Source organism: Acinetobacter sp. YH12205, from assembly GCF_013418125.1.
In the GTDB taxonomy this organism is placed as follows: Bacteria; Pseudomonadota; Gammaproteobacteria; order Pseudomonadales; family Moraxellaceae; genus Acinetobacter; species Acinetobacter towneri.
In genome coordinates this window covers 1-26,154 of record NZ_VPCQ01000003.1, presented here as the reverse complement: position 1 = coordinate 26,154, position 26,154 = coordinate 1, and the positions used below count along the sequence as shown (strand labels likewise).

24 protein-coding genes, 1 tRNA gene and 1 pseudogene are annotated in these 26,154 nt (G+C 39.7%); 10 read left to right on the top strand and 16 right to left on the bottom strand.

Annotated elements, in window-relative coordinates; genetic code table 11:
* Positions 1–31 precede the first annotated feature (31 nt).
* Positions 32–868 carry a methylenetetrahydrofolate reductase [NAD(P)H] gene (gene metF / locus FTU92_RS04555; protein WP_179997277.1) on the bottom strand — a complete coding sequence of 279 codons (837 nt, stop codon included), beginning with the start codon at positions 866–868 and terminating at the stop codon, positions 32–34.
* Between the two features lie 183 nt (positions 869–1,051).
* On the bottom strand, positions 1,052–2,434 hold the full coding sequence (gene ahcY / locus FTU92_RS04550) for an adenosylhomocysteinase (RefSeq protein ID WP_004972762.1): 1,383 nt from the start codon (positions 2,432–2,434) through the stop codon (positions 1,052–1,054).
* A gap of 220 nt (positions 2,435–2,654) precedes the next feature.
* Here ahcY and FTU92_RS04545 point away from each other — a divergent pair, with 220 nt between their 5' ends.
* Positions 2,655–3,161, top strand: coding sequence for a cysteine peptidase family C39 domain-containing protein (locus FTU92_RS04545; RefSeq protein WP_096902396.1), 507 nt, complete (start codon positions 2,655–2,657; stop codon positions 3,159–3,161).
* Between the two features lie 90 nt (positions 3,162–3,251).
* Here the strand turns inward: FTU92_RS04545 and FTU92_RS04540 are convergent, their stop codons facing one another.
* Positions 3,252–3,764, bottom strand: a complete 513-nt coding sequence (locus FTU92_RS04540) for a tetratricopeptide repeat protein (protein WP_131261573.1) — start codon at positions 3,762–3,764, stop codon at positions 3,252–3,254.
* Positions 3,765–3,969: 205 nt separating this feature from the next.
* Here FTU92_RS04540 and FTU92_RS04535 point away from each other — a divergent pair, with 205 nt between their 5' ends.
* On the top strand, positions 3,970–4,230 hold the full coding sequence (locus tag FTU92_RS04535) for a hypothetical protein (RefSeq protein WP_004972768.1): 261 nt from the start codon (positions 3,970–3,972) through the stop codon (positions 4,228–4,230).
* Positions 4,231–4,307: 77 nt separating this feature from the next.
* Here FTU92_RS04535 and FTU92_RS04530 read toward each other — a convergent pair whose 3' ends face one another.
* Positions 4,308–4,694 carry a carboxymuconolactone decarboxylase family protein gene (locus FTU92_RS04530; protein WP_004972770.1) on the bottom strand — a complete coding sequence of 129 codons (387 nt, stop codon included), beginning with the start codon at positions 4,692–4,694 and terminating at the stop codon, positions 4,308–4,310.
* 211 nt (positions 4,695–4,905) lie between these two features.
* Positions 4,906–5,919 (bottom strand): lipoyl synthase, encoded by a 1,014-nt coding sequence (gene lipA, locus FTU92_RS04525; RefSeq protein ID WP_168461188.1) that lies wholly within the window; start codon positions 5,917–5,919, stop codon positions 4,906–4,908.
* 288 nt (positions 5,920–6,207) lie between these two features.
* Between lipA and sthA the strand changes: the two genes are divergently transcribed.
* Positions 6,208–7,623, top strand: a complete 1,416-nt coding sequence (gene sthA / locus FTU92_RS04520) for a Si-specific NAD(P)(+) transhydrogenase (protein WP_168418062.1) — start codon at positions 6,208–6,210, stop codon at positions 7,621–7,623.
* 161 nt (positions 7,624–7,784) lie between these two features.
* Here sthA and FTU92_RS04515 read toward each other — a convergent pair whose 3' ends face one another.
* The 4 genes from FTU92_RS04515 to map form a co-directional block, all read right to left on the bottom strand.
* Positions 7,785–8,741: a TauD/TfdA family dioxygenase gene (locus FTU92_RS04515; RefSeq protein ID WP_180095733.1), complete on the bottom strand. Its 957-nt coding sequence runs from the start codon at positions 8,739–8,741 to the stop codon at positions 7,785–7,787.
* A gap of 372 nt (positions 8,742–9,113) precedes the next feature.
* Positions 9,114–10,325, bottom strand: a complete 1,212-nt coding sequence (locus tag FTU92_RS04510; RefSeq protein WP_154320512.1) for an MFS transporter — start codon at positions 10,323–10,325, stop codon at positions 9,114–9,116.
* A gap of 195 nt (positions 10,326–10,520) precedes the next feature.
* Positions 10,521–11,573 carry an OmpW family protein gene (locus FTU92_RS04505; RefSeq protein ID WP_131261570.1) on the bottom strand — a complete coding sequence of 351 codons (1,053 nt, stop codon included), beginning with the start codon at positions 11,571–11,573 and terminating at the stop codon, positions 10,521–10,523.
* A gap of 341 nt (positions 11,574–11,914) precedes the next feature.
* Positions 11,915–12,742: a type I methionyl aminopeptidase gene (gene map, locus FTU92_RS04500; protein ID WP_004972787.1), complete on the bottom strand. Its 828-nt coding sequence runs from the start codon at positions 12,740–12,742 to the stop codon at positions 11,915–11,917.
* 208 nt (positions 12,743–12,950) lie between these two features.
* Here map and rpsB point away from each other — a divergent pair, with 208 nt between their 5' ends.
* The 3 genes from rpsB to FTU92_RS04485 all read left to right on the top strand — a co-directional run bounded on the left by rpsB (position 12,951) and on the right by FTU92_RS04485 (position 15,428).
* On the top strand, positions 12,951–13,697 hold the full coding sequence (gene rpsB / locus FTU92_RS04495) for a 30S ribosomal protein S2 (protein WP_004972791.1): 747 nt from the start codon (positions 12,951–12,953) through the stop codon (positions 13,695–13,697).
* A gap of 143 nt (positions 13,698–13,840) precedes the next feature.
* Positions 13,841–14,716, top strand: a complete 876-nt coding sequence (gene tsf, locus FTU92_RS04490; protein ID WP_004972793.1) for a translation elongation factor Ts — start codon at positions 13,841–13,843, stop codon at positions 14,714–14,716.
* 190 nt (positions 14,717–14,906) lie between these two features.
* The gene (locus FTU92_RS04485; protein ID WP_180095731.1) at positions 14,907–15,428 is read left to right on the top strand and encodes a DUF3465 domain-containing protein; all 522 of its coding nucleotides are present in this window, start codon (positions 14,907–14,909) and stop codon (positions 15,426–15,428) included.
* A gap of 34 nt (positions 15,429–15,462) precedes the next feature.
* Here FTU92_RS04485 and FTU92_RS04480 read toward each other — a convergent pair whose 3' ends face one another.
* The 7 genes from FTU92_RS04480 to FTU92_RS04450 form a co-directional block, all read right to left on the bottom strand.
* Entirely contained in the window at positions 15,463–15,918 is a 456-nt protein-coding gene (locus tag FTU92_RS04480; RefSeq protein WP_154320516.1) for a DUF962 domain-containing protein, read from the bottom strand.
* A gap of 231 nt (positions 15,919–16,149) precedes the next feature.
* Positions 16,150–16,758, bottom strand: coding sequence for a septal ring lytic transglycosylase RlpA family protein (locus tag FTU92_RS04475; RefSeq protein ID WP_004972798.1), 609 nt, complete (start codon positions 16,756–16,758; stop codon positions 16,150–16,152).
* Between the two features lie 294 nt (positions 16,759–17,052).
* On the bottom strand, positions 17,053–18,054 hold the full coding sequence (gene mltB, locus FTU92_RS04470; protein WP_180095729.1) for a lytic murein transglycosylase B: 1,002 nt from the start codon (positions 18,052–18,054) through the stop codon (positions 17,053–17,055).
* Between the two features lie 369 nt (positions 18,055–18,423).
* Positions 18,424–19,074 carry a hypothetical protein gene (locus FTU92_RS04465; protein WP_070152374.1) on the bottom strand — a complete coding sequence of 217 codons (651 nt, stop codon included), beginning with the start codon at positions 19,072–19,074 and terminating at the stop codon, positions 18,424–18,426.
* 18 nt (positions 19,075–19,092) lie between these two features.
* Positions 19,093–19,908, bottom strand: a complete 816-nt coding sequence (queF, locus tag FTU92_RS04460) for an NADPH-dependent 7-cyano-7-deazaguanine reductase QueF (RefSeq protein ID WP_154320518.1) — start codon at positions 19,906–19,908, stop codon at positions 19,093–19,095.
* Positions 19,908–20,681: an ABC transporter permease gene (locus FTU92_RS04455; RefSeq protein WP_096902393.1), complete on the bottom strand. Its 774-nt coding sequence runs from the start codon at positions 20,679–20,681 to the stop codon at positions 19,908–19,910. Before FTU92_RS04455 ends, queF begins: the two co-directional genes overlap by 1 nt.
* Positions 20,678–21,613 (bottom strand): ABC transporter ATP-binding protein, encoded by a 936-nt coding sequence (locus FTU92_RS04450; RefSeq protein ID WP_154320519.1) that lies wholly within the window; start codon positions 21,611–21,613, stop codon positions 20,678–20,680. The genes FTU92_RS04455 and FTU92_RS04450 overlap by 4 nt, the downstream gene beginning before the upstream one ends.
* A gap of 179 nt (positions 21,614–21,792) precedes the next feature.
* Here FTU92_RS04450 and FTU92_RS04445 point away from each other — a divergent pair.
* The 4 genes and pseudogenes from FTU92_RS04445 to FTU92_RS14165 form a co-directional block, all read left to right on the top strand.
* Positions 21,793–21,868 (top strand) — tRNA-Arg (locus tag FTU92_RS04445).
* Positions 21,869–22,031: 163 nt separating this feature from the next.
* On the top strand, positions 22,032–23,264 hold the full coding sequence (locus tag FTU92_RS04440; protein WP_139880800.1) for an integrase arm-type DNA-binding domain-containing protein: 1,233 nt from the start codon (positions 22,032–22,034) through the stop codon (positions 23,262–23,264).
* A 352-nt stretch (positions 23,265–23,616) separates the two neighbouring features.
* Entirely contained in the window at positions 23,617–25,881 is a 2,265-nt protein-coding gene (locus tag FTU92_RS04435; protein ID WP_179994220.1) for a hypothetical protein, read from the top strand.
* A gap of 207 nt (positions 25,882–26,088) precedes the next feature.
* Positions 26,089–26,154 (top strand): annotated as a pseudogene (locus FTU92_RS14165) (helix-turn-helix domain-containing protein); the annotation flags it as partial.

Sequence of the window (26,154 nt, the reverse complement as noted above, 5' to 3'; positions counted from 1 at the left end):
CGTTCAAGTCAATAAATATGAAAAATACAGCTTAAGCCAAACCAAGATCTGTGACCAACTGACGAGTCGGTTCGGTGTTGTTCATGGTGTAAAAATGCAAACTTGGTGCACCACCTGCAATCAGGCGTTCGCACAGTTTAATAATCACTTCATGACCAAAGGCTTTGATTGAAGCTGTGTCATCACCATAGGTTGCTAATTGCTTACGAATCCAGCGTGGAATTTCTGCACCTGTACCATCTGCAAAGCGAATTAAATTGCTGGCATTGGTAATCGGCATAATGCCAGGCGCAACAGGAATATTCACACCTTGCTTTTGAATACGTTCTACAAAGTAAAAGTACGCATCTGGATTAAAAAAGAACTGGGTGATGGCAGCATTGGCACCAGCATTTACTTTGGTGACAAAGTTTTTAATGTCTTGATCAAAGTGGTCTGCTTGTGGATGCATTTCAGGATAAGCCGCAACTTCAATGTGAAAATGATCACCTGAATGTTCACGAATAAAACGTACCAAGTCAGAGGCATACGGCAATTCGCCTAAACCAACTTGACCTGAAGGTAAATCACCACGCAAAGCCACAATGCGGTCAATGCCTTGTGCTTTATAAATATCAAGCAATTCAGCAATACGCGCTTTGTCATCACCAATACAAGACAGGTGCGGCGCTACAGGTGTGCCTTTGCCATTGAAGTCGCTAATGGTCGATAAAGTACGTTCACGAGTAGAACCACCTGCACCATAAGTGATAGAAAAAAACTCTGGATTTAAAAGTTGTAATTCTTGATGCACAACTTTGAGTTTTTCTGCACCTGCATCGGTTTTAGATGGGAAAAATTCAAATGAAATAGGAACTTGTTTGGTCATGATTAAATCCTTGTTATAAATACTTATTTATATTTTTTCACCTCTCCTAAATCCTCTCTTGCGCTGGGTTTAAAAGCAGTGCTTTAAACTTGCTCAGGAGAGGACTTACCCTCGAATACATTCATTAAACAATGAATCATTCCCTCTCCCTATGAGAGAGGGTTAGGGAGAAGGATTAAAAACTTAGTATTTATAAGCATCCGATTTAAACGGACCTTCAACAGCTACACCTAAGTAGTCCGCTTGTACTTGAGTCAATTGTGTTAATACACCACCAAAACCAGCAACCATTGCAGCAGCAACTTCTTCGTCTAGTTTTTTCGGTAAGATTTCAACACGAATTGCCGCTTGTTTTTGATCGGCAGGAAGATCGGCAAATTTCTCTGCAAATAAGTGCATTTGTGCCAATACTTGGTTCGCAAAAGAACCGTCCATAATACGTGACGGGTGACCTGTTGCGTTACCCAAGTTCACTAAACGACCTTCAGAAAGCAAGATTAAATAATCATTTTCGTTTTCTGAACGATACACTTGGTGTACTTGTGGCTTCACTTCAACCCACTTATAACCACGTAAGTAATTGGTGTCGATTTCTGTATCGAAGTGACCAATGTTACATACGACAGCGCCTGCTTTAAGTGTATCTAGCATTGCCGCATCACACACGTGATAGTTACCTGTTGTAGTCACAATCAAGTCAGTATTTTCTAAAAGCTCTAGGTTTACGTCTGCTTTATTACCTGTTTGTACGCCATTTTTGTATGGAGATACAACTTCGTAACCATCCATACATGCTTGCATTGCACAAATTGGGTCAATTTCAGAAACACGAACAATCATGCCTTCTTGGCGTAAAGACTGCGCAGAACCTTTACCCACATCACCGTAACCAATAACCAATGCACGACGACCAGACAATAACATGTCTGTACCACGTTTAATCGCATCGTTGAGTGAGTGACGGCAACCGTATTTATTGTCGTTTTTAGATTTAGTCACAGAGTCGTTGACGTTAATTGCAGGCACTTTTAAAGAACCATCTTTCCACATTTCAATTAGACGTTGTACGCCCGTAGTGGTTTCTTCAGTAATGCCGTGAATGCGCTCTAATAATGCAGGATATTTTTCGTGAACAAGTGCAGTTAAGTCACCGCCATCGTCCAAAATCATGTTGGCATCCCATGGTGTGCCATTTACATTAATTTGTTGTTCAAGACACCATACATATTCTTCTTCAGTTTCGCCTTTCCAAGCAAAAACAGGCACACCTGAAGCAGCAATTGCTGCAGCAGCGTGGTCTTGAGTAGAGAAGATGTTACAAGAAGTCCAACGAACTTCTGCGCCTAATTCAACTAGCGTTTCAATTAAAACAGCAGTTTGAATGGTCATGTGGATACAGCCGAGAATTTTCGCGCCTGCAAGTGGTTTTGCAGCTGAGTAGCGCTTACGCAAACCCATAAGGGCTGGCATTTCTGCTTCTGCAAGTTTGATTTCTTTACGACCAAAATCAGCTAGTGTGATATCGGCAACTTTATAATCTGTAAATGAAGCATTAACCGCGTTCATCACGATCTCCTTATAAAAAACAATTGATCATTCAGTTCGCGGATGCCGTTTCTTGCATAGCAAACGCATTGCTATGCTGGTCGAGCCTGGCGATTTTACATTTCGTGCCTGTAAAACGTCGCAGCACCCCTCGACTAGCGCGATATTGTACTTGGAAATTGATTCAGTTCCAATCATGTTTTGTTTATTATCACTACAAACATATTTTTGAGATTGAATGATGGCTTTAGAGCTTCCTCAAGAGTTGGCAAATTTAGAAGCCAACGGCGGGATTTACGCAGTGTGGATGTTGCTACGACACTTAGGAATTGATGCCGATATTCAACAATTGATTGAAGTGTGTGGTTATACGCCAGAGCAGGGCACAACCACAATTGGCTTGGCTGTTGGACTGAAAAAGTTTGGCTTTAATGTGCAGTTTTATACTGACCCTGACCCAGATTTACAAGATGCAGAAAAGTTAAGTTATGCCGAAGCTAAACAGCTTAAATTGCCTGTATTGGCGGCAATCGGCTATCAGCAAATTCAGCACGCATTTGATGAAAATAAATTTATAATTGTCTATTACGACACTTTAGAAGGCGTGGGCAATCACTCATTGCTATATTCAATTGATGATGCTGAAATTTGTTTCTTTGACAGTTTTGAGCCGATGCCTGCGGCTGTGTTTGAACAACAGCGTCAGCAAGAGGGCATTTGCAGACAAGTAATTGTGGTCGAAGTCTAAGTGTTATTCAAAGTCTAAGCTTTATTCAATGACGATTCGAGTCATGCAAAAAATTGTCTAGCCCATCAATTGATTGACTAGACAAAGGGATTACTCCGCTGCGTCTGCTTTTTGTGTCCAATATTCAGCTTTATTTTCGTCAGCATCTACACCCAAAGCATTTGCATAAATAAAAGCAAGGTCTCGCATGGCTTGTACTTCGCCCAATTCTGCTGCTTGCTGTACCAATGCCACAGAGCGAGCGACATCCTGTTCAACCACATCACCACGACGGTAGTAGCCTGCCAACTCTAAAATAGCGGCAGGGTGTTGTGCATCACTGGCTTTTTTGAGCCAGACAAAAGCATCTTCAAAATGTTGTTTGGCATCTTCAGGGTCATCTTCTAGAACATCTTTGGCATATACGGTATAGCCTTCACCAAGCCAATACATGGCTTCGATATGTCCGTTTGCGGCAGCTTTGAGCGCCCATTGTTCGGCAAGTTCAATATCTTCATTAAAATCGCTTTGCATATACAGCACCGCCACTTCAAATTGGGCATCGGCTTGTCCTGCAATGGCGCGGTTCATTAGCGCAGGGGAGATTGAAACAGATTCTGACATAATGTCATCCAGCAAAATTACAACATAAGATTGTGCGATAGCCTAAAAGGTCTGCTGGGAAAAAGCCATCTTCGGTGTGATTTTTTTAAAAAATTAGGGTTAATTGATCATGCGTTTATGCAGACAATAACAAAAAATCACTTGAGCCATATCGTCAAGTTTCAATATGCTGAATGTTAAACATGGTCATAATGAGAACAATAAGATGGCAAATTTTTTAACTGCTGAACAAGCAAAAGTTTATTCAGATCATGCCAAGCTAGATATTGAATTATATAAGCAGCGTTTGGCGTCTTTAATCGAAGAGAATGCCAAGCAGGGCAATACCGCAGTTTTTACTGTGCTGCCAAAACATTTACCTTTAGAAGATATTCGAAATTTATCGGCACAGCTGACTGATTTGGGTTATCAGGTGCGCTTTGAGTTAAATGAGTTCTTTTATAGCTTTAATGTGTATTGGATTTAAAACTCAACTCTACCGACATTTCACCAAATAGTTTTAGTGAAATGTCGAGCGTTTATATTTTTTGATTTAGATTGCGTTTAAGTATTTGCAGTATGTTCTGCCAAAACTTCCAACGCTGCGCGAAAAGCTTCCTGAGTTGCAGGTGCGCCACAATAAGGCAAGCTGTGTAACAAGACTTCCTGAATTTCTTCGACACTTGCCCCGTTATTTAGCGCACCACGAATATGTCCTTTAAGCTCTGTCGGGCTTTTTAAAGCAGTTAAAAAGGCGATAGTAATTAAGGAACGATATTTGCGTGGTAACACACCTTCACGTTGCCAAGTTGAACCCCATGCATGTTCATTAATCCAGTCCTGCAAAGGTTGGGTAAATGGTACAGTGTTGTCCTGTGCGCGTTTTACAAAGCTTTCGCCCATGACTTCAGTGCGAACTTTTAAGCCATTGTCATAGTCTTGTTGTGACATTTTACTATCCCTGTTTTATTGTTTGAGCTCGGTGTATAGATTAAGTGCATAGATTAACAATTTATGGCGATGACACCATGCGCACTTGGTCGTAGACCATCAAAAAATATTCACATCTATCTATTTTTAATATATCCACAAGGTATAAAAAACCCCGAACATAAAGTCGGGGCTGTTTTAGCTTTATCGCAAATTTTGAAATAAGCGAGTGTTAAGCTTCAATGGTTTGCACGCTAATTTTTTTAGCAGGGTCGGCTTTACGACGTACTGTTGGTACAGGTTCACCATAATATTGACGGTCTGCAAAATAACTTGAACGTACCATTGGCGCAGCCCAAATATTTTTAAAACCTAACTTTTGACCATGCGCTGTATAACGCTCAAATTCTTCAGGTGTTACAAAGCGGTCAATTGGCGCATGTTCTTTAGATGGCTGTAAATATTGACCAATGGTCACATAATCTACATCGTGCGCTTTAAGATCATCTAACAGTGCAATAACTTCTTCTTCAGTTTCACCAATGCCCACCATCAAACCACATTTGGTTGGAATATCAGGACAGTATTCTTTAAACATTTTGAGTAAGTTTAAAGAGTGTTGATAGTCTGAACCTGGACGCATGGCTTTATATAAACGTGGCACAGTTTCAATATTGTGGTTGAAAACATCTGGCGGACATTCAGTCATAATGCGTAGTGCAATATCCATACGACCACGGAAGTCTGGCACCAAAATTTCCAATAAGGTGTCTGGGCTGAGCGCTCGGGTTTCTTTAATACAATCTACAAAATGCTGCGCACCGCCATCTAATAGGTCATCACGGTCTACAGAGGTGATCACGGCATATTTTAAGCCTAAATTGGCAATGGTTTCTGCCATGTGACGTGGCTCTTCAGGGTCAAGCGCATTTGGTCGACCATGGGCAACATCACAGAATGGGCAGCGACGGGTACAAATATCACCCATAATCATAAAGGTTGCAGTACCACCACCAAAGCATTCAGGTAAGTTTGGGCAAGCGGCTTCTTCACAAACGGTATGTAATTTTTGCTGACGCAAAGTGGTTTTAATGCGTTGAACTTCTTCAGGTGCCGTCATTTTGACCCGAATCCAGTCAGGCTTGCGAGGCGTTTCAACCGTAGGAACAACTTTTACAGGAATACGTGCGACTTTTTCAGCACCACGGAGTTTGACACCCTGTTCAGGTTTACGGTTTGCAGACATATTCAACTTTTCCACTGTTTTTGAAGGGGAGAGATTTAGTATGGCTTACATTTTACAGAATGTTGAAGCAAAATATGCCAATTCCAACATGCACGGTAAAATGTCAACGAACATTCATCATAAGAGCATATTATTATAACGAAATTGTGCTTAAATTGGGTAAAAACGATATTCATATAAAAAATGTGGTTATCACGTAATATATGCACACTAAATACAGAAAATTCAAACGATTTACGTCATAATATGGCCCATTGAAAAGATAGATTTAAAGAAAAGGAGCGTTGAATGCCACGTAAAAAAGAGGTCGTTAGTGGAACTTTCGTGAAGTATGATGCGGTAGTTCTCGGTTCAGGCCCTGCGGGTGAAGGCGCGGCAATGAAACTTGCCAAATCAGGTAAGCGTGTTGCGATTGTAGATATTCGTGAACAACTCGGTGGTAACTGTACGCATGTGGGTACAATCCCGAGTAAAGCACTGCGTCAGACGGTGTCTAATATTATTCGTTACCGTCGTGACCCAATGTTTAAAAAAATGGGTGACTGGCGTCAGTTTACCATGAAGCAAGTGCTTCAAAGTGCACATAAAGTAATTCAACAGCAGGTTGAAACGCACTCACGTTTTTATGATCGCAATGAAATTGCGATTTATCATGGCCGTGCTTATATTCAAGATAAAAATACAGTTTTGGTTTTTAGTGCAGACGGCATTAAAGAAACCATTATTTGTCAGCAAATTGTGATTGCAACGGGTAGTCGTCCGTATCGTCCTGAAATTTTAGATTTCAACCATCCACGTGTATTTGATTCGGACAAAATTTTGGATTTGGACTTTTCTATCCAAAAAATTATTATTTACGGTGCAGGGGTAATTGGCTGTGAATATGCGTCTATTTTTATTGGTTTAGATCACAAAGTCGATTTGATCAATACACAGCATAAATTACTCAGCTATTTGGATGATGAAATTTCCGATGCGCTGTCATATCACTTGCGTGCGCAGGGTGTGTTGATTCGCCATAATGAGCAAATTGATCATTTAGAAACTTTTGATGATCACGTGGTTTTATATTTGCAAAGTGGTAAAAAAATTAAAGCCGATGCAATTCTGTGGTGTAACGGTCGTTCAGGTAATACCGATGGTTTAGGTCTTGAAAATGTCGAACTCAAGCCAAACAGCCGTGGTCAGTTAACAGTTAATGATCAATATCAAACCGAAGTAGATAATATTTATGCTGCGGGTGATGTGATTGGTTGGCCATCATTGGCATCTGCTGCGTATGACCAAGGTCGTTGTGCGGGTGCGAATATGAGTGGCGAAGAAAATGTGGTACCTGTAACTGATATTCCAACAGGGATCTACACCATTCCAGAAATTTCTTCGATTGGTAAGACCGAACAGGAATTAACTGAAGAGAAAATTCCGTATGAAGTTGGTCAGGCGTCGTTCCGTCATTTAGCACGTGCGCAAATTACGGGTGATACCGTAGGTGAATTAAAGATTCTGTTCCACCGTGATACTTTAGAAGTGTTGGGTGTGCATTGCTTTGGTAATAATGCTGCAGAGATTATTCACATTGGTCAGGCCGTGATGAACAGCCCGAACAATACAATTAAGTATTTTGTTGAAACAACATTTAACTATCCGACTATGGCTGAAGCCTACCGTGTAGCAACTTTAAATGGTATGAACCGCTTATTCTAAGTTGCTGCAACATCGCTTAAAGTTCATTAAAAGAAGAACCCGTAAAGTTTAGGCTTTACGGGTTTTCTTATTCTAAGTTATTCGTTTGGTGTTTTAGTTTTGGTACGTCATTTTATTTGAGTCCAATAATGGCTCGATAGATTATCTGCATGATGAACAAATTAAAATGGTCGGCTACCCGCCAAACTAATTCTTTTAAGTAAGCGCCGTTGCTCGGCAGGGGATGGCTCCCTAGAGTGTAAGGTCACTTGATTGTCCCAAAATACCAAATCCCCTTGTTCCCAATGATGCGTGTAGCGGAAGGCTGGCTTTAAAATATGTGCGCGTAGCCGAGCAATTAATTCACTGCCTGCCTGATCATCATAATTGAGCAACTCCACTTCAGAATGGGTGTTCAGCCAAAGGGCTTTACGTCCAGTTTCAGGGTGGACTCTCACCAAAGGATGTGGATAGCCATGACCAACAATAGGTTGATCATGAAAACGATATAGGGGCGAATTACCATAGCTACCCGTTGCAGTTGTGTTTTGTGCACGAACAAAAGGGTTGTATGTAATGAGTTGAAGGTGATCAATCTCCGCTTTGGTGGTTTCATCTAAGGCATCGTAGGCTTTAATGGTGTTGTACCACGTAGTTTGGCCGCCTTGTTCTGGAATTTCTATGGCATACAGCAGCGAGGCAAAAGAGGGTAAAGGTGTCCATTGATGGTCTGCATGCGGTTTGAGTTCTGCATGTCCCGTATAATCGCCTTGTCCAACAGCATTAGATACTGGCACAACATCAGGCGGTGTACCTGTGTCGGCTTGACTGCCTAAAATAGGGTTGTCTGAACTTGGACGGAAAATAGAACCAAAGTAACTGGCAAATGCTAAATACTGTAAATCATCTAAATGTTGTTGTTTAAAAATCAAAACTAGATGTTGTGCCAAAGCTTGTTTTAGACGATAAATAGTTGCCCCTGTTTGGGCTTTTTTCGCATCTAGCCCTGTCACGACAGCACCTAAGGCAGCACCTGCTAAAGGTTGTATTTGAATATCATTAGGATTTTGTAATGAATCGGCTTGATGCCAACGTGGTGCATCATGAATAGCTTGAGAAAGCGGGCTTAGACTGCTCATTGGTTTTTTACTCTTTCTTGGTATATGGTCAAGAAAATTTAAGTAAAAACAGCCATCAAATAAAATTAAAAGAAATGCTAAACTTATGAAAAATTTTATTTTTTAAATAAATGTATGATCTTGAACCATTTAACTTATTTTGCATAGATTTGCTGTTTAAATGCAATCTAGTCAATGGAGCATGTTATATAAGCTGCTCCTTTTAGTATTAATACATTGATAAAGAGATCGAGTGACGCAGACAATTAATGCGCACAGAATGCCTGGTTAAAATACTCAAACAGTTGAGGCGTTTGCATCCATAAAAAAATTGAAAAGACGAGCAGGACAATAACCGCTAGTGCGAGCAGCACTTTAAAATTAAATAAAGAATTAGTCATGAATAACGTGCTCCTCATTGACCCAGAAATGCACCAAGACCGCAAATGCGCTTAAGGCAATTGAAACGATCCAAATTGCATTATAGTTGCCTGTTAGGTCGTGGTTTAAGCCACCGAGCCATCCCCCAAAAAAAGAACCGACTTGGTGGGTAAAAAACACAATGCCGCTAAGCATAGTCAGATATTTGATACCAAACATATTGGCCACAATACCATTGGTTAGCGGAACAGTAGATAGCCACAATAAGCCCATGATGATGCCAAATGCATAAATTGTCCAGATGCTCAATGGCAGGGCTAAAAATGCGATAATTGCAATGCCACGTAGCCCGTACAGCCACATCAACAAATGTGCTTTGGAATAGCGACCGCCTAACCAACCTGCTGTGTATGTCCCAACAATGTTAAATAAACCCACCAAGGCGAGAAAAATGGTTCCTGTAGTGGCATCAAAACCATGGTCAATTAAATAACCTGGTAAGTGAATGCCAATAAACACTACTTGAAAACCACAGACAAAAAAGCCTAGCGCCAAAAACCAAAATGGTTTGTGATTTTTAGCGATGATCAGAATTTGCTTAAACCCCAAAGCTGGTTGTGTGGACGCTGTAGAGCTTGGGTTTTGATACATGGGAGCTTTGAGCATCCATGCCAAAGGAACAATCAATGCAATTAAAATAGCACTGACAATTAAAGCACCAGACCAACCAACATTTTGTAATAACAATAAGGTCGATGGCAGCATAATGAATTGCCCAAAAGAGCCTGCTGCACTGGCAATACCCATCGCAAGGCTTCGCTTTTCAGGCGGTGCTGCACGACCAACTGCTGAAAGTAGTACAGGAAATGAAGTGGCAGATAAAGCGAGACCCAAAATTAAACCGACGCTTAAATTTAGCAACAAGCCTGTCGAGCTGACGGCCATGAGTAATAAGCCAATGGCATACAGTGCACCGCCTACGGCCACTACAATTTTACTGCCGTATTTGTCTGCAAAAGCGCCTGTAATGGGTTGGACTGCACCCCAAATGAGGTTTTGCATGGCAATGGCTAAACTGAAAACATTATGTCCCCAGCCAAATTCATGGCTCATTGGCACAAGGTATAAGCCAAAGGCATGTCGAACACCAAGTGACAATGCCAAAATAATGGCACTTCCAATTAACATGTAAATCAGAGGTTTGGAAAATTGAGCATTCGACATAAGGCATCCAACAACAGCAAACAGACTGCTATGGTAGTCGATTCAGCTCAAGATCGCGATAAAATAAAATTCATCAAATGATAAAATTGAGTTATTAAGATTGAAGCGATTGCTTTAATTAAAAAGTACAGGAAAAAATAAGACGACCGTAGCCGTCTTAAATTTAGTTGAAAGAGGGAAGAGAAAAATTAGAGCTTAAAAGCGCATCCCAAAACCTGCGTATGCAATGATCGGATTCACTTCAATATCGGCTTTGGAGTGAATGAGTTCGCCGTGTTTAGCATCGGTCACAGTAATGGTGGTTTCGTTTTTAAGATGTGCATAAGATACAGAACCGACCGCAAACCATTTTTCATTAAAGTCATAGGTAAAACCTACGGTTGCAACGGGCGCAAAGGCATCGGTGGCGTCTAATTCAACTTTAGGATTGGCTGCACTTGGTGTGCCTTCTAAAGATGCGCCCGCTTTCCCTTCTTTAATATTGGCAATCATGTGACCAGCGGCGATTAGGTCTTGTTCAGTGCGTGGGTTAATTTCTAATTCATTAAAATAAGCGTACATTAAACCGACACCGACATAAGGACGGAATTTATTTACACCAGTTTTGCCAAAATGGTATTGAAACTCAAATGCAGGTGTCCATGCACGGGCAGAAGCAGCAGGGCCATGTGCTTCTAAATCGGTAATGAAAATATCATTTTGTAATTCAAGCTCACCCAATGCACCACCTAATGGACGTGCAATTGCTGAAAAGGGTGCATAGATTTTACCTTTGCCTTGTAAATCAACTTTAGGGGGAATACCACCTTTGACTTCAAAGGAAATATTATCGGTAAAGAAATAGTTGCTGATGATACCCAGCGTGGTGACATCATCTGCTTCTAAACCTGTACCAGGATTATCCCATTGTTCCAAACCTGAAATTGTGGCTTGTCCACTCATGTTGGCAGGAACGGTAGGCAGCAAATTTAATGCCCCACTTAATAATACGGGTGGCTCAAAACCGTCGCGTAAATTATCTTTTACAGTTTGGGATTGAACCTCACCGACATCGGCTGTGTAGCCATTTTGAATAGCTGTATTGACTCGAAAAGGTTGTGCCTTGCCTTGCGGCATAACATGCAGTGCACCAACCGAAACAGAAAAGCGTTTAAAACCATCACCATCTTTTAAACTAAAATAAGGTGAGTTGGCATAACTGATGACTGGCAAACTACTCAGTGCCAAACAGCATAGTGTTTTTTTCATTGTGGAACTCCATGTCCAATTTTGCTTGTTGTTATTTACGGCATTGTTATGCAAGGCATTATGAAATGGACTGGAAAAATAAAACTGTTGTTTTTACAAGATATTTTTTTAAACTTTTGTGAATAACTGGAAAAGTGTGCAGGTGTTTTGTTAAATCCAAAACTGTTGAATACGTGAAAATGCTTGTTTTATTGGATGGCTTTAAAGTTCTATTGGTTTGAAATAAAAAGATTTTATAGAAATTGTATGCGTTGAAATTAATAAAAAAGACCAGTCGGAACTGATCTTTTTGACATACAGGTTAAATTTTTAGCCAATGACAGATTTTGGCTGCAAACACGTTATGCAGTAAAGCGTGATAAATCTTCATCAGGGCGGGCAGTCAGCACTTCCAAGCCATCTTTGGTGACCAAAATGGTGTGTTCAAACTGTGCCGATAATTTGTGGTCTTTGGTCACCACTGTCCATTTATCGCCAAGTAATTTGGTTTGCCATACGCCTGCATTGACCATTGGTTCAATGGTAAAAGTCATACCTTCTTCTAAAATCATGCCTGTGTTGGCTTGACCATAGTGCAATACTTGTGGCTCATCGTGGAAGGTCGTCCCAATACCATGACCGCAATATTCACGCACGACACTAAAGCGTTCAGATTCAACATATTTTTGAATCGCATGACCAATATCACCAATGGTTGAACCGGGTTTAACGGTTGCCATACCGCGATACATCGCTTCTTGGGCAACTTTGCATAAACGATTGGCTAAAATGGAAGTTTCACCACCCACGATATACATCATATTGGTATCGCCGTGGAAACCATCTTTAATGACTGTGACATCAATATTTAAAATATCGCCTTTCTTCAGCACTTTACTTTCTGACGGAATACCGTGACAAACCACATGGTTAACCGATGTGCAAATGGTGTGTTGGAATGCTGGACGACCCGGAGCAGCACCATAACCTAAGCAGGCAGGAATAGCTTGTTGTTGATTGACAATATAGTCATGGCAAATCGTATCCAGTTCGAGCGTAGTAACGCCTGGTTTAACGTGTGCTTTGATCATCTCCAAAACTTCTGCCGCCAGTCGTCCTGCCACGCGCATTTTTTCAATATCTTCTGCGGTTTTGATGAGTCGACGAGGTGCTTGATAAGTTGTGTTCATGATCTTTAAAAACTTTTGGAAATTTGTGTGTGACTATGGTATAAATAGCCGCCCATTTTATCAAATGCTTTTTATGAATATGTTTCAAAGAGCTTGGTAAAAGGGAAATTAAAAATCCGCACATATATCGTCACATTACTCTGGGTGCCCTTTGGGGTGGAGAATGCGGATATATGGAGGCCTAACCCAAACATTTAAGGTAAAGAAAATGGCAGATTACAACGTAAGCATGCGCGACCTTCTTCAAGCTGGCGCACACTTTGGTCACCAAACACGTTTCTGGAACCCAAAGATGCGTCAATACATCTTTGGTGCGCGTAACAAAATTCACATCATCAACCTTGAACACACTGTTCCTGCGTTAAATGATGCTTTGAACTTTGCAAACCAATTGGCTAGCAAAAAGAACAAAGTTTTGTTCGTTGGTACAAAACGTGCTGCTTCTGCAATCATCCGTGAACAAGCTCAACGTGCTGGTCAACCGTATGTAGATCACCGTTGGTTAGGTGGTATGTTGACGAACTGGAAAACACTTCGCCAATCTATCAGCCGTTTAAAAGATCTTCAAGTTCAGTCTACTGACGGTACTTTTGCTAAGCTTACTAAACGTGAAGCTTTAGAGCGTAGCCGTGAAATGGAAAAACTTGAGCGCGCTTTAGGCGGTGTGAAAAACATGGGTGGTTTACCTGACGCATTATTCGTAATTGACGTTGATCACGAAGCAATTGCAATTAAAGAAGCTAAAAACTTAGGTATTCCTGTAATCGGTATCGTAGATACAAACTCTAACCCAGACAACGTAGACTACGTTATTCCGGGTAACGACGATGCGATCCGTGCAGTAACACTTTACGCTTCTTCAATGGCTGATGCGATCATTGCTGGTAAAGAATACGCTCAAACTCAAGCCAATGCTCAAGCAAAAGGCGAAGAAGCTCCTGCTTCTGAGGCTTAATGCGTTTTGACGTAAGCTTGTCATTTTTGCGACATGTGATGGTGGCAAAGTAAGCGTCATGTATGCAGACGGCCCAAGAGACACCCTCTGGGCCGTTTCTGTTAAAAAAAGAATTCATTTTCTACCGATTTTAGGAGATAAACATGACTGCAGTTACAGCAAGCATGGTTAAAGAATTGCGTGATCGTACTGGTCTAGCAATGATGGAATGTAAAAAAGCATTAACAGAAGCGGGCGGTGACATCGAATTAGCGATTGACAACCTTCGTAAATCTGGTCAAGCAAAAGCTGCTAAAAAAGCAGGTAACATTGCTGCTGACGGTGCAATCACAATCGTTCAAGAAGGCAACAAAGCGATTCTTTTAGAAGTAAACTGTCAAACTGACTTCGTTGCAAAAGACGAAAACTTTGCTGGTTTCTCTGCGAAAGTTGCTGCTGCTGCTCTTGCTGCAAACGAAACTGATGCTGCTAAAATTGCTGAACTTAAACTTGAAGATGGCGCAACTGTTGAAGAAACACGTGTTGCACTTGTTCAAAAAATTGGTGAAAACATCCAAGTTCGTCGTGCACAAATCGTTGAAGGTGAAAACCTTGCTGTGTACAAGCACGGTTTAAAAATCGGTGTTGTTGTTTCTTACACAGGTGATGCTGCGACTGGTAAAGGTATTGCAATGCACGTTGCTGCATTCAACCCAGTTGCTGTTACTGCTGAACAAGTTCCTGCTGATCTTATCGCTAAAGAGAAAGAAATTGCAGAAGCGAAAGCAGTTGAATCTGGTAAGCCTGCAAACATCGTAGAGAAGATGGTAACTGGTTCAGTTGAAAAATACTTGAACGAAGTTGCGCTTGATCGTCAAATGTACGTAATTGACAACGAGAAGAAAGTTGCTGAAGTATTAAAAGCAACTGGTACAACTGTTGCTCAATTCGTTCGTTTCGAAGTAGGCGAAGGTATTGAGAAAAAAGCAGAAATGAGCTTCGCTGAAGAAGTTGCTGCTGCTCAAGCTGCTGCAAAATAATTTTTACTTAAGGTAAAATATTTTGTAAGGAAAGCCCCAATTTATTTTGGGGCTTTTTTGTGAATATAGCTTTTTGCGATCTGCAATTGAGGCATAAATATTGAGATAAAACTATAAATATTATCTTTAAATCAGTATGTTATAAAAATTAACTTCATCTTATAATTTGGAATCAGAAAAAGAAGGTTATATGGCAAATAAAAAGAATTTAAGCATTGGCGCAATTATTGTGGTGTTAATTGCTGCATTTTTTGGCATAGATTTACAACAGTTTCAGTCTGAAACATCAAGCGCGCCAACTACAAGCACTGCTCGCACATCACAAGATGAAAAAGAGCAGTTAGACGTACAGCGAGATACGCTGCAAGATGATGCTCAGGGTGTTCAGCTAATTGAACGTGCGTTTGAGCGTAAGCAGAGTAATCTACAAGTCCGTGCGAGTGGGCAGGTCATTGCAGTGTTGGCAGATGACAACGAAGGCTCACGTCATCAAAAATTTATTTTAAAACTGAATAATGGGCAAACTGTATTGGTTGCACATAATATTGATCTTGCACCACGAATTACCAATATTGCAAAAAGTGATACTGTTGAGTTTTTTGGTGAATATGAATACTCAGATAAGGGTGGGGTGATTCACTGGACGCATCATGATCCAGCAAATAAACACGTGGGTGGATGGTTAAAACATCAAGGAAGAACCTATCAATAACGGTTCTTCCGATAATGAAAATAGGATATGGCGCTTAAACGCTCATAATGCTGGTTTTACGACGTGTTTTCCAAGAGGGTAGGATTTTACCTAAATAGGCATCCATGCACCAAATTGGGCCAATGAGGAGGAATTGGAGGTCTTTGAAGAATGAAGGCTTTTTCCCTTCAATTTTGTGACCATAAAACTGCCCAATCCACGCCAAAACAAAAATTGCGATATAAAAACCCATTCCAACAGGCAAAACATAAATCAGCCATGCCATTACCAACATTAACGCTGCCATTGCAACTGCAAGAACCAAGTCTAAACGTGCATAAAAAATAAAACTGAGCACCAGAAGTAAGGTTGTCAGTAAAGCACTGAAATGTGCCAAGATACCGACAATCGAAAAAAAGATTGTTGGTACGCAAACCCAGTGAATTAATTTATTGGTTTTATTTTGATGGCTCTCGCTGTATTCATCTAGCCACTCACTTACTGTCTTCATGTACTACTCCTGTAGACCGATCATCCGTTGTTATTGTTTGATTGTCTAAAATATAACTGAGAACAGAGAGGTGGTCAAAACAGTATTCATATTTTCAAAATGAAGTGGCAACAAAATTTGTGTGGATCTTCTTGGTGCAGACATGCATGGGATGACTGTAAATCTTACAGGCATTAAAAAAGCCACATTGCTGTGGCTTTCAAGTCAAATGTGAAGTCGTGTAAGCGAATCTTAAGAGTTTGGACCGTCAATACGCTCAATGCTTACTTTGGCAGTACCTGCATTGGTGATGCCCAATTGTTTTGCAGCGCCATAAGAAAGATCGAGTACACGGTTGCCATGGAATGGACCACGGTCATTTACTTTAACTACAACGCTTTTACCATTGTTTTTATTGGTTACGCGAATATAGCAGTTTAGCGGCAGGCTACGGTGTGCAGCAGTCATTGCGTTCATGTCGAACGTTTCACCGCTTGCAGTTTTACGACCGTGGAATTGACGACCGTACCAAGATGCCATACCTGTTTGGCTAAATTTACGTACAGTGTTCGATGCCACTGTATTTAACTTTTCAATCACTGAAGGCTCTTCAGCAGGAATTTCAATTTTCGCTGCAATCGTTTGACGACGGATTTGGTCGCCTGAACGTTCGGTGATTGAAAGGCTATTCAAATTTGAGAAATGTGAATTAAAACTTTGTGCTTCTTTGTTGAGTACACGCGCAGCTAGGCTAGATGACTCATTATCATTGTTGAATGATGATTGCACCATTTCAGCTTGCGACTGACTTAGGGCAACAGCTGCAGAAAGTGCAAGTAAGTATTTAAGTGAACTATGCATGGTTTGAACTCCTGAAGACAGAATTTTTAACTTATTTCGCTCTTAACTGATTGAAATAGTGGTAATCCTGTCTGTAATTTCACTTTTTCGACTACATTTGACGACATGGATAATATTCATCCCTCACTAAAGGTGTCTAGTCTTTATACGAAAATAATGACAAAAAGTACCAAAAACCAACTCTATTTGATTAAAAAATAATCAATATTGTAACACTATGTGTAAAAAGTTTGTTTTGTGATCAAATTGTCAAAAATATTTCTTGACTTTTTGGTTTTATATTTAAATTTGTACTTAGCGACTCGCAATTTCAGTGCCCAATAACCACAGTGCAGTCGCATACATACGGCTACGGTTATAAGTCGTAATCACCTGAAAATTTGGGTAGGTTATATAGTAGATATGACCATAATTTTCTTGTAATTGAATGACATTGACCAAGTCGAGGTCATCTATTTGCACAATTGGATTCATTGGCATCACGCCTTGCGATTTTAAAACCCCATAAGGTGTTGGCAGGGTCAAATCTTTGGCAATGACACTGTCAGGATTGTTGCCTGTATATCGTGCAGCAAATGCAATGGGTTGATTGCGCTGCCAGCCATGTTGTGCCAAGTAGTTTGCAATGGAGCCAATGGCATCGACTGCCGAGTTGCGTAGATCAATATGTCCGTTGCCGTCATAATCGACCCCAAATTTTGGAATATTGCTAGGCATAAACTGCGGATAACCAACAGCACCTGCATAAGAACCAACAATTGAAGAAGTTGGCACACCATCTTTATATGACCATGCGATCAGTGCTGCGAGTTCATCTTTAAAGTATTCCGCGCGACGTTCATAACCAAAGCCTAAGGTGGCAAGGGCATCACGGGTTACAAAAGAGCCCTTATTGCTTCCAAAACCTGTTTCTACACCCAGAATCCCTAAAATAATGGATTGCGGTACACCAAATTGCTGTTCAGCACGATTGAGCGTGTCTGCATATTGTTGTTTAAAGCGCACACCGCGCTGAATAGTGCTTTCTGCAAGGAAATTGGTTTTATAGTCGTACCAAGGCTTACTTTCGCCTGGGCGGTTCATGATGTTGATGATATTGGGTAAGTTTTTAGAGCCTTCCATCGCCCAATCGACTTGTGCTGCACTCAAGCCATAGGTCTGCATGGTTTTTTGTTTAAAACTGGCATAAGACGGATGATTTTGGAAATCATTGGCCAGACAAAAACTGGTGATAGAAAATGCACTAATGAGTAAAGAAAGACGTTTTAGTTTGTTATAAAAATCAAGTTTGAACATATTGAGGAAAATTCCAAATTGATGATTTACACAACTTATTTATATGCAGTAAATAAGTTGCTACTTATATATGAAGAGTAAGCCGCTATTGGGGCCAAACTGCGAAAGCGAAGTAAGCGGCTAAGATAGCATTCATGCGTGACTGGTTTGCAAAAACTTATACAAAAATAGACAAAGAATGTGTAAAAAGCGCGCAGGATTTGTAACAAAATTCAATCTAGGTGCAAAAAGTTATTCTTGATTGTGCAAAAGTTGCAGACATATCCTGATATTGCATTGCATATAAAAATGCCTGATCAAAATCAGGCATTTTGCACTTAACATGCAACAAAAGGGCTTAAAACGCATTATGAGTTAAACCCACTGATATTAATGATGGAATAAGGTGTCGTGATATTCCGCTAAAACCAAGAGTTCCTCTTTGGTTAAATTTGGGATGATTTTATCCACCGCAATATGGACAGCTTTAATTACCGCTGCTGCGCCAATATCTGCTGCTTTACGCTTAATCATGCCCAAATCGAGGGTTTTGTTAAAGTCGCTCATAAAGTGGCGTACCGTCGCTTCTGCAAACTGTTTATATAGTTCGGTTAAAGCAGCTTTGTTCACTTCATTGCCTGCTTGAATTTCGGCATAGTTGTGTTTCAGGTTGGTCACTAGACTTGCATCGAGCGTTTCACCTACACGTGCATTGCCTGCTGCATCTTTAAAGCTACTGCGCTCAGAAAATTCAATCGATTGTTTCACGACATCATTTGGCGCTTTGCTTAATAATTGTTTTAGGAGTACTGCAACGGTAGATTTGACATAGCCCGCAAGTTTTTCGGCAGTGTCGCGTTTATCGCTGGCAGGAAAACGACGTACCAACTCGGTTAAAATGGCATCAATGATTTCTTCATTAATCATTAATGCGGTTTTGTCGCGCAGTGGGTACAGCGGCTCACTTGAATTTTTTTTCTGTTGTGCAGTTTCAATCGTATTTAATAATTCTGCAGATGGAATGAATCCAAAAAATGGCATTGTTCAACCTCAATGTTGTTATTGTCGCGCTAAACGAATAGGGCGAGGCATCCATGTTAAGTCCGATACACGGCAAGGGTTAATGTCTAAACCACCACGACGTGTATAGGTTGCATATACCATCAGTTTTTCTGGTGCGAATTTTTGCCAGATGTCTGCAAACATCTGTTCCACACATTGTTCATGGAAACCATTATGCTGACGATAAGAAATAATATAAGCCAAAATACTGCGATAACAAGGTTTTTTGCCTTGATAACGGATAAAAACCGTGCCCCAGTCAGGTTGTCCTGTGACAGGACAATTGCTGCGTAATAAATGTGAGAAAAGTTGTACCTCTATATCTTCCGCTTGTTCTAAATCGAATTGCAATAAACTTGGGTCAGGATGCTGCTCTAAACGCTCAGGCGTGAGCTGATCAATGCAAATGCCCTCAGGCTGGCTAATCGCTAAATCATCGACCTGAAATAAAGTTAGCGTAACAGGTGCTTGCGCAGCAGCCGTTAAATCATGCTCAACAGTTTCAATGAAATTGGCTTCAGACTGAAAGCGGGTAAAGTTCATACTATTAAAGTAGAGCTTTAATGATTTTGATTCGATCAGGTTAGGCGATGAAGCAGGTAGTGTAATCCGACCAATCGCAACTTGCGGAATGCCTGCGGCATTCAACCACGAAATTTCAAAAACGTGCCACCAGTCTTGCCCCAGTTGAATTCCCTCAACATCTGCATATTTTTCACGTGCAGCAGCACGTGAAATAGGGAATAAAATATCGGGTTGATATTCTGTAGGATAATTGGTGTCTTTACCAAGGAGAGATTGTTCAACACTCATTATTCACGCATTCCTGAACCACGAGAAAGTAAATGATAGGCAATACCATAAAGCACTGCGCAGCATAGTGTAATCACAGATAATGAAATCGTCACGTTGACATCACTATGTCCTAAAATGCCGTAACGGAAAGCATTAACCATATACACCACAGGGTTAATTAAAGAGAGATTTTGCCAAAAAGGGCTTAAGGCACTAATGGCATAGAATACACCACCTAAATAAGTCAGTGGAGTCAGTACAAAAGTTGGAATAATAGAAATATCATCAAATGATTTGGCATAAACAGCATTAATAAAACCGCCTAATGAAAATAAAAAGGACGTAATTAATACGGTATAAATGGTAACAAACCAATTGGTAATATAAAGGTCGGTAAAGAATAGACTCATGGTGGTGACAATAATACCGACCAATACGCCACGACTAACACCACCCAAAACATAGCCCCATAAAATGGCATGCAAAGGTACAGGGCTCATGATTAGTTCTTCAATGCTTTTCTGGAATTTTGCACTAAAAAAACTTGAAGATACGTTGGCATAGCTGTTGGTAATGACTGCCATCATAATTAAGCCGGGCACAATAAATTGCATATAGCTAAAGCCGCCCATTTCACCAATACGCGAACCGACCAAATTACCAAAAATCACAAAGTACAAACTCATGGTGATGGCTGGCGGGAGCAAGGTTTGAGGCCATATGCGCATAAAACGACGAACTTCTTTATGCACTAAGGTATAGAGTGCAATCCGTAGTTGGGTAAAATTCATTGCGCAGCTCCATCTAAATTCTTTTCGACCATTTTGACAAATAACTCTTCTAGACGGTTGGACTTATTACGCATACTGCGCACGCGAATGCCTTGTGCTTCTAAAAGTTGGAATAAATCATTTAAGGTGTGAGCTTTATCCATAGTGACTTCTAGGGTCACTGCATCAATTAAGTTGAAACGTACACCAATAATATCTAAATGAATGGGTTGAATCGGTTCAGCTAAATCGAAAATAAAAGATTCTTCACTTAACTGGTTTAAGAAGTTTTTCATGGAAGTGTCTTCTTTAATCACACCACGATCAATAATCGCGATACGACGACACAACATTTCGGCTTCTTCTAAATAGTGGGTAGTGAGAATGATTGAGGTGCCTTTATCATTCATCTCTGTTAAAAAATCCCACATTGAACGACGCAGCTCAATATCTACGCCTGCAGTCGGTTCATCTAAAATAAGTAGTTTCGGTTCGTGCATCATGGCACGTGCAATCATTAAACGACGCTTCATGCCGCCAGACAGCATTCGCGCTTGAGTGGCACGTTTATCCCACAAACCCAGTTTTTCTAAATATTCTTCGGCACGTTGTTCGGCAATTTTTTTAGGGATACCGTAATAGCCTGCTTGTGTGACCAAAATATCAAACGTCTTTTCAAACTGACCGAAGTTAAATTCTTGCGGCACAACTCCTAAGCACTGCTTGGCTTGAGATGGTTGTGTATCCAGATTGTGCCCAAAAATTTCTACCGTGCCTGCCGTTTTTTTGGTGAGAGAACTGATGATGCTAATGGTTGTAGATTTACCTGCACCATTGGGTCCAAGTAGGGCATAAAACTCGCCTTCAGGAACGGTCAAATTAATTCCTTTCAGTGCTTGGAAACCATTTCGATAGGTCTTTGACACGTCCCTTAACGTCAATGCATCAGTCATGAAATTCTCACTTGAGGAATAGAGCCACTATTGTGAGCGATCTGCGCCAATAAACCAAGTAAGTTAGATGGAATTCTATGTTGCAAGTTTGGAACATTGTTTAAAGCATAAGCATAAAAATACGTAACTTATATATAGTTGCTTTACCTTCAGCAATTTTTTGTTATGATGTGCAGCGCGCGCTCATAGCTCAACTGGATAGAGTACAGGTCTCCGAAGCCTGTGGCGTGGGTTCGAGTCCCGCTGAGCGCACCATTTCTTTGTTTTACCTCATCCGATCAAATACGAAAATCATTAAAAATAAACAACTTATGTATTTCTGTTATCCGATACTGTCCGAGCATGTTTTAGGTTATTTAAGTTTTTTGCGGTAATTTTTGCGGTAATTTCAAAATTATTGCAAAGGCTTACCGTAAAAATGCCAAAAATAATTGTAAATCTGACAGATACACAGATTCGTTCAGCAGTAAATTCGCATAAAAAGTTATCAACCAAGGTTCAAATTAAACTAGCCGATGGTAAAGGACTATTTTTTATCATTGATAAAAATGGTAACACCTATTGGAGGTGGGACTATGCTCGCCCAATTACTAAAAAACGTAATAGCATTTCTTTTGGGACATACCCAGAGGTATCGTTGCTAAATGCACGAGCAAAAAGAACTGAATGTCGAGAATTACTCGCCCAAAATATAGATCCAGCGGTTGTGAAGAAAAATGAAGAAGAAGCTAAATCAGGCAAAAATACTTTCGCTTTAATCGCGGATGAATATAGAAAGACAGAGGAGTTAGAACTTAGTACTCAACGAAGGAATCAATTTGTTTGGGGTAAGTTGTATGCTGCAATTGGGGATTATCCAATAGACAGTATTACACCATCGCAAATTTTAGAAGTTTGTCGTATTTACGAAAGGCAGGGTAAGACAGATTCAGCAAAGCGCATGAGAAGCAAAGCATCCCAAGTCTTTCGTTATGCGATTGCTTTAGGGTTATGTCAATTTAATGTGGCAGACCAAATTAGTGGGATCTTAAAAGTTGGTAAAACCAAGCATAGATCTGCGATCACAGATGAGCAGAAGCTAGGACAGTTATTGAGTAATATTAATAATAGTGTTGGCCGTGGTGACATTGCGATAGATTATGCTGTAAAAATTTTACCCCATGTTTTTGTACGCCCAGGAGAATTGAGAGGAGCCAAGTGGGCAGACATTGATTTTGAAAATCGGGTTTGGAAATACACTCCTCCTAAAACGAAGAATCAGACCGCATTACAGCATATTGTTCCTCTGTCAGATCAGGTTATCACCTTGTTTAAAGAATTACACCAAATAACAGGTTATACGGAGTATTGCTTTGTGTCGATGCGGGATCAGTCCAAAACTATTAGCGAATCGACGATTAACAAACGATTGAAACAATATGGTTTTGAAAATGGTGAGACGACAGGTCATGGCTTTAGAGCGACTGCGAGAACACTATTGGATGAGGTTCTAAAATTTCCAATTGAGCGGATTGAACAGCAATTGGCTCATCAGGTTCGTGATATGCATGGAAGAGCATACAACCGTACAAAATATTTAGAAGAACGTACGGTGATGATGCAATCATGGTCTGACTATTTAGATCGGTTGATGCATAAGACTATGGATTGATTAGTAAGCTTGCACCTGTGCGACAAAAACAACATTCATGCTGCTTATAACCGAGCACAGTATTGGGATGAACGAGTAATGATTATGGAGTGGTATGGGGGGAAGGTGCAGGAATGGATGAAGTAAGTCACTCAGTATATGTAAAAAAACCACGCCTGATGGCGTGGTTTTTATACCTAACATTTCTGTATTGCTTAATTATTAGTATATTAATAAATATATTTATTGCTTATTTGCTATGTGTGAAAAATGATTTAATTTGCTTAAAATATATGTGATAAACCTGTTTTAAAGTGTTTTTATAATTTATATTATCAACAGCTTAGATTATTTAAATGGTTATATTTATAGTATGAAGCTTTCAAATTACAATAAATTATTAGGTTACATGTATTCTAAATCTATGAAGGATACGTTCTTCTCTCAAGAACCCAAGGCAGGTTGTGCATATAAAGAAACAATCAATTTATTGGTAAATATTTTGCAGTGGTGTGAACAGATCGAAACGGAGTTTCGGCACTTACATTGCGGTGAGCAAACGAATCAAGTAGGCCGATATAGAAGTCAGCAGCTTCTGTTGGGTATAGGAAAAGCGCTAGATCAACTTTATGTAATGCCTAACTTTGATCAGCTACAAATGGGTCTAAAAAATAAAAGACTAACTGAATTTGGTCGAATCTTTGATAGTTTTGTCCATAGGACTGCTAAATCAACAAATCTAAAACAGCAGCAACATTTCCTGAGGCAAGAACAATTCAGACAATTTTATGCAGGGAGTTGGCAGAATGATTTCTTGAAAATATGGTATGAACATTACATTGATAATTTAAGACGATATGGCATACCAGCTGAAAAATTCTCAGAGACGAAAAGTTTAATACTAAGTGATTTAGACGAGCTGTTTAAGATAGGAAAAAAATTACATGTTTTAAGTACTGTAATTCGAATTGATGGTAATAATACAAATGATGAAATTGCAAAACTTCATAGCAAGAGATATGAGCTTTTAGGGCAGATCTCAGTTGAGGGGTTATTACGTAATTATTATATTTGCTTGAATGGTCACAATAATGGCTTAGACTACTTCTGTATATGGGTATTTGAAACAACATCTGATTACACGGAACATAGAACAATAAGTGAGATCAAAACACAGTGCCATGAGCTTCTAAAATCATATGACTTGAATATTGATGTCAGTATTATGAATTGGAATGATAACTTTAATTCAAGTAGTGAAGTCTTCAATAAGCAATTTAATCTATGCCTTTACGATGAAAAGAATAAAGCTATATTTATTGAGAATTGTTTAGATTTTCTTGTGAGATTGGATCAGGACTTTATGTTCAAGTCTACAAGTGATGACATTATTGGGCGGGAAAATCACGAAATTAATTTTAATGAAAACGTGCATATCATTATACAAAAGTTCAAAAAGCACCCTAATCCACATCGTGTATTAGGTGATTTAACTCAATATGCTTTATTCGACTTGTGTTGGGTACAAAATCATTTAAATGCTCATAGTAAAGACTATTTAAAGAATATTATTTTGCAATATCAAGAAAACTTGTCATCTTACGCAACATTTAAGCTAACGGAAGAAGAACTTAAGCTTCTAGAAAAAATTGAAATTTTTATGTTATCGGTCAAATATTCGCGATCCTTGCAGTCTAATGAAATGCGAGCGCAGCAAATAGTTGAAAGAACGCTATTTCAATTTGTAGATTTGCTTATGCAACATGATTCTATTATTACGTTGGCAACTCGAATTGGGGGCGTTTATCGGTCAAGGCTATTGCATTATTTTTTCGAGCAGTTTGGAAATTATGACTATCAGGATTTTTTGTCATTTCCTTTTGATCATACACGAGCCAATTTTTATAAATCTAAAATTGAAGACTTTAAGTACTATGGGGGATTATTTCAAACAATGCATAGTCCCATAGCTATTACGTTAGGGCAAAATAAGCATATCAATATTCCAAGGCATGAGCAGCGAGTCGAGAAAATCCAAAATTATTTGAGAGGGGCTTTTAAGCGCGATTGCGTTTTAATTAGATGCTCACTTAGCTGTGAGATGAAGAACGGCTTCATGAAACAAAAAGGGCTAAGTTCTGCTTTATATCAGATGTTGCATGCGGGGAAACGGAGAGCACCATTATCTAAGCTCAGGGCGTATGTAGGGGCATGGGTTGAAAATGATACAAGCCAAGTGTCAGATAAAAGACGATTCTTTGCCGATATTGTTTTTGTATTTGATCGTGAAGTACTGAATAATTATTCCAATTTAGCGGATGTCATTAGTGAAAGATGGCAGGAAACGCTCACGAAGGCTAGTGAGGCATTTCAACCGCCATTAGATTTAAAGGCTTCGTGCCGAGTTAAAAAAATATTTAATTCCGTAGAAGAGTTGGCATATCAAGAGTTGCTAGTAGAATCAATTGATAAACCACTAAAAAATATTATTATCAATAACTTGGCTCCCTACATAGTATATAAAGATCTGTTAGATAATACATTTTATTCAGATACTCCTAAATGGCTTATCAGAGGTACGTTACCTCGTAAAAAAAAGCGAAAGCCTAGCACTAAATCAAATAAAGCTGATGCTTGATACTCACCGCATAACTTTTTTCAAAAGTAGGCTCTATCGATTATGCTTGTAGATCAATAGAGCTTTAAATATTGTGAAAAAAATTGAAAATACTGGTTGAACATGTTGTTTGGCTAACAAATATTCAAATTTTTAATGGCAGGTTATTAAGTTGACAAAAATAACTAATCATGCGAAAAAGTTTTTTTAGTTAACAGATGTTCACACATGCCTCGAATTGTTTCTGTACCACTTAGTTTAGAACAGCGAGAACGACTCATTTTTCTGGCCAAG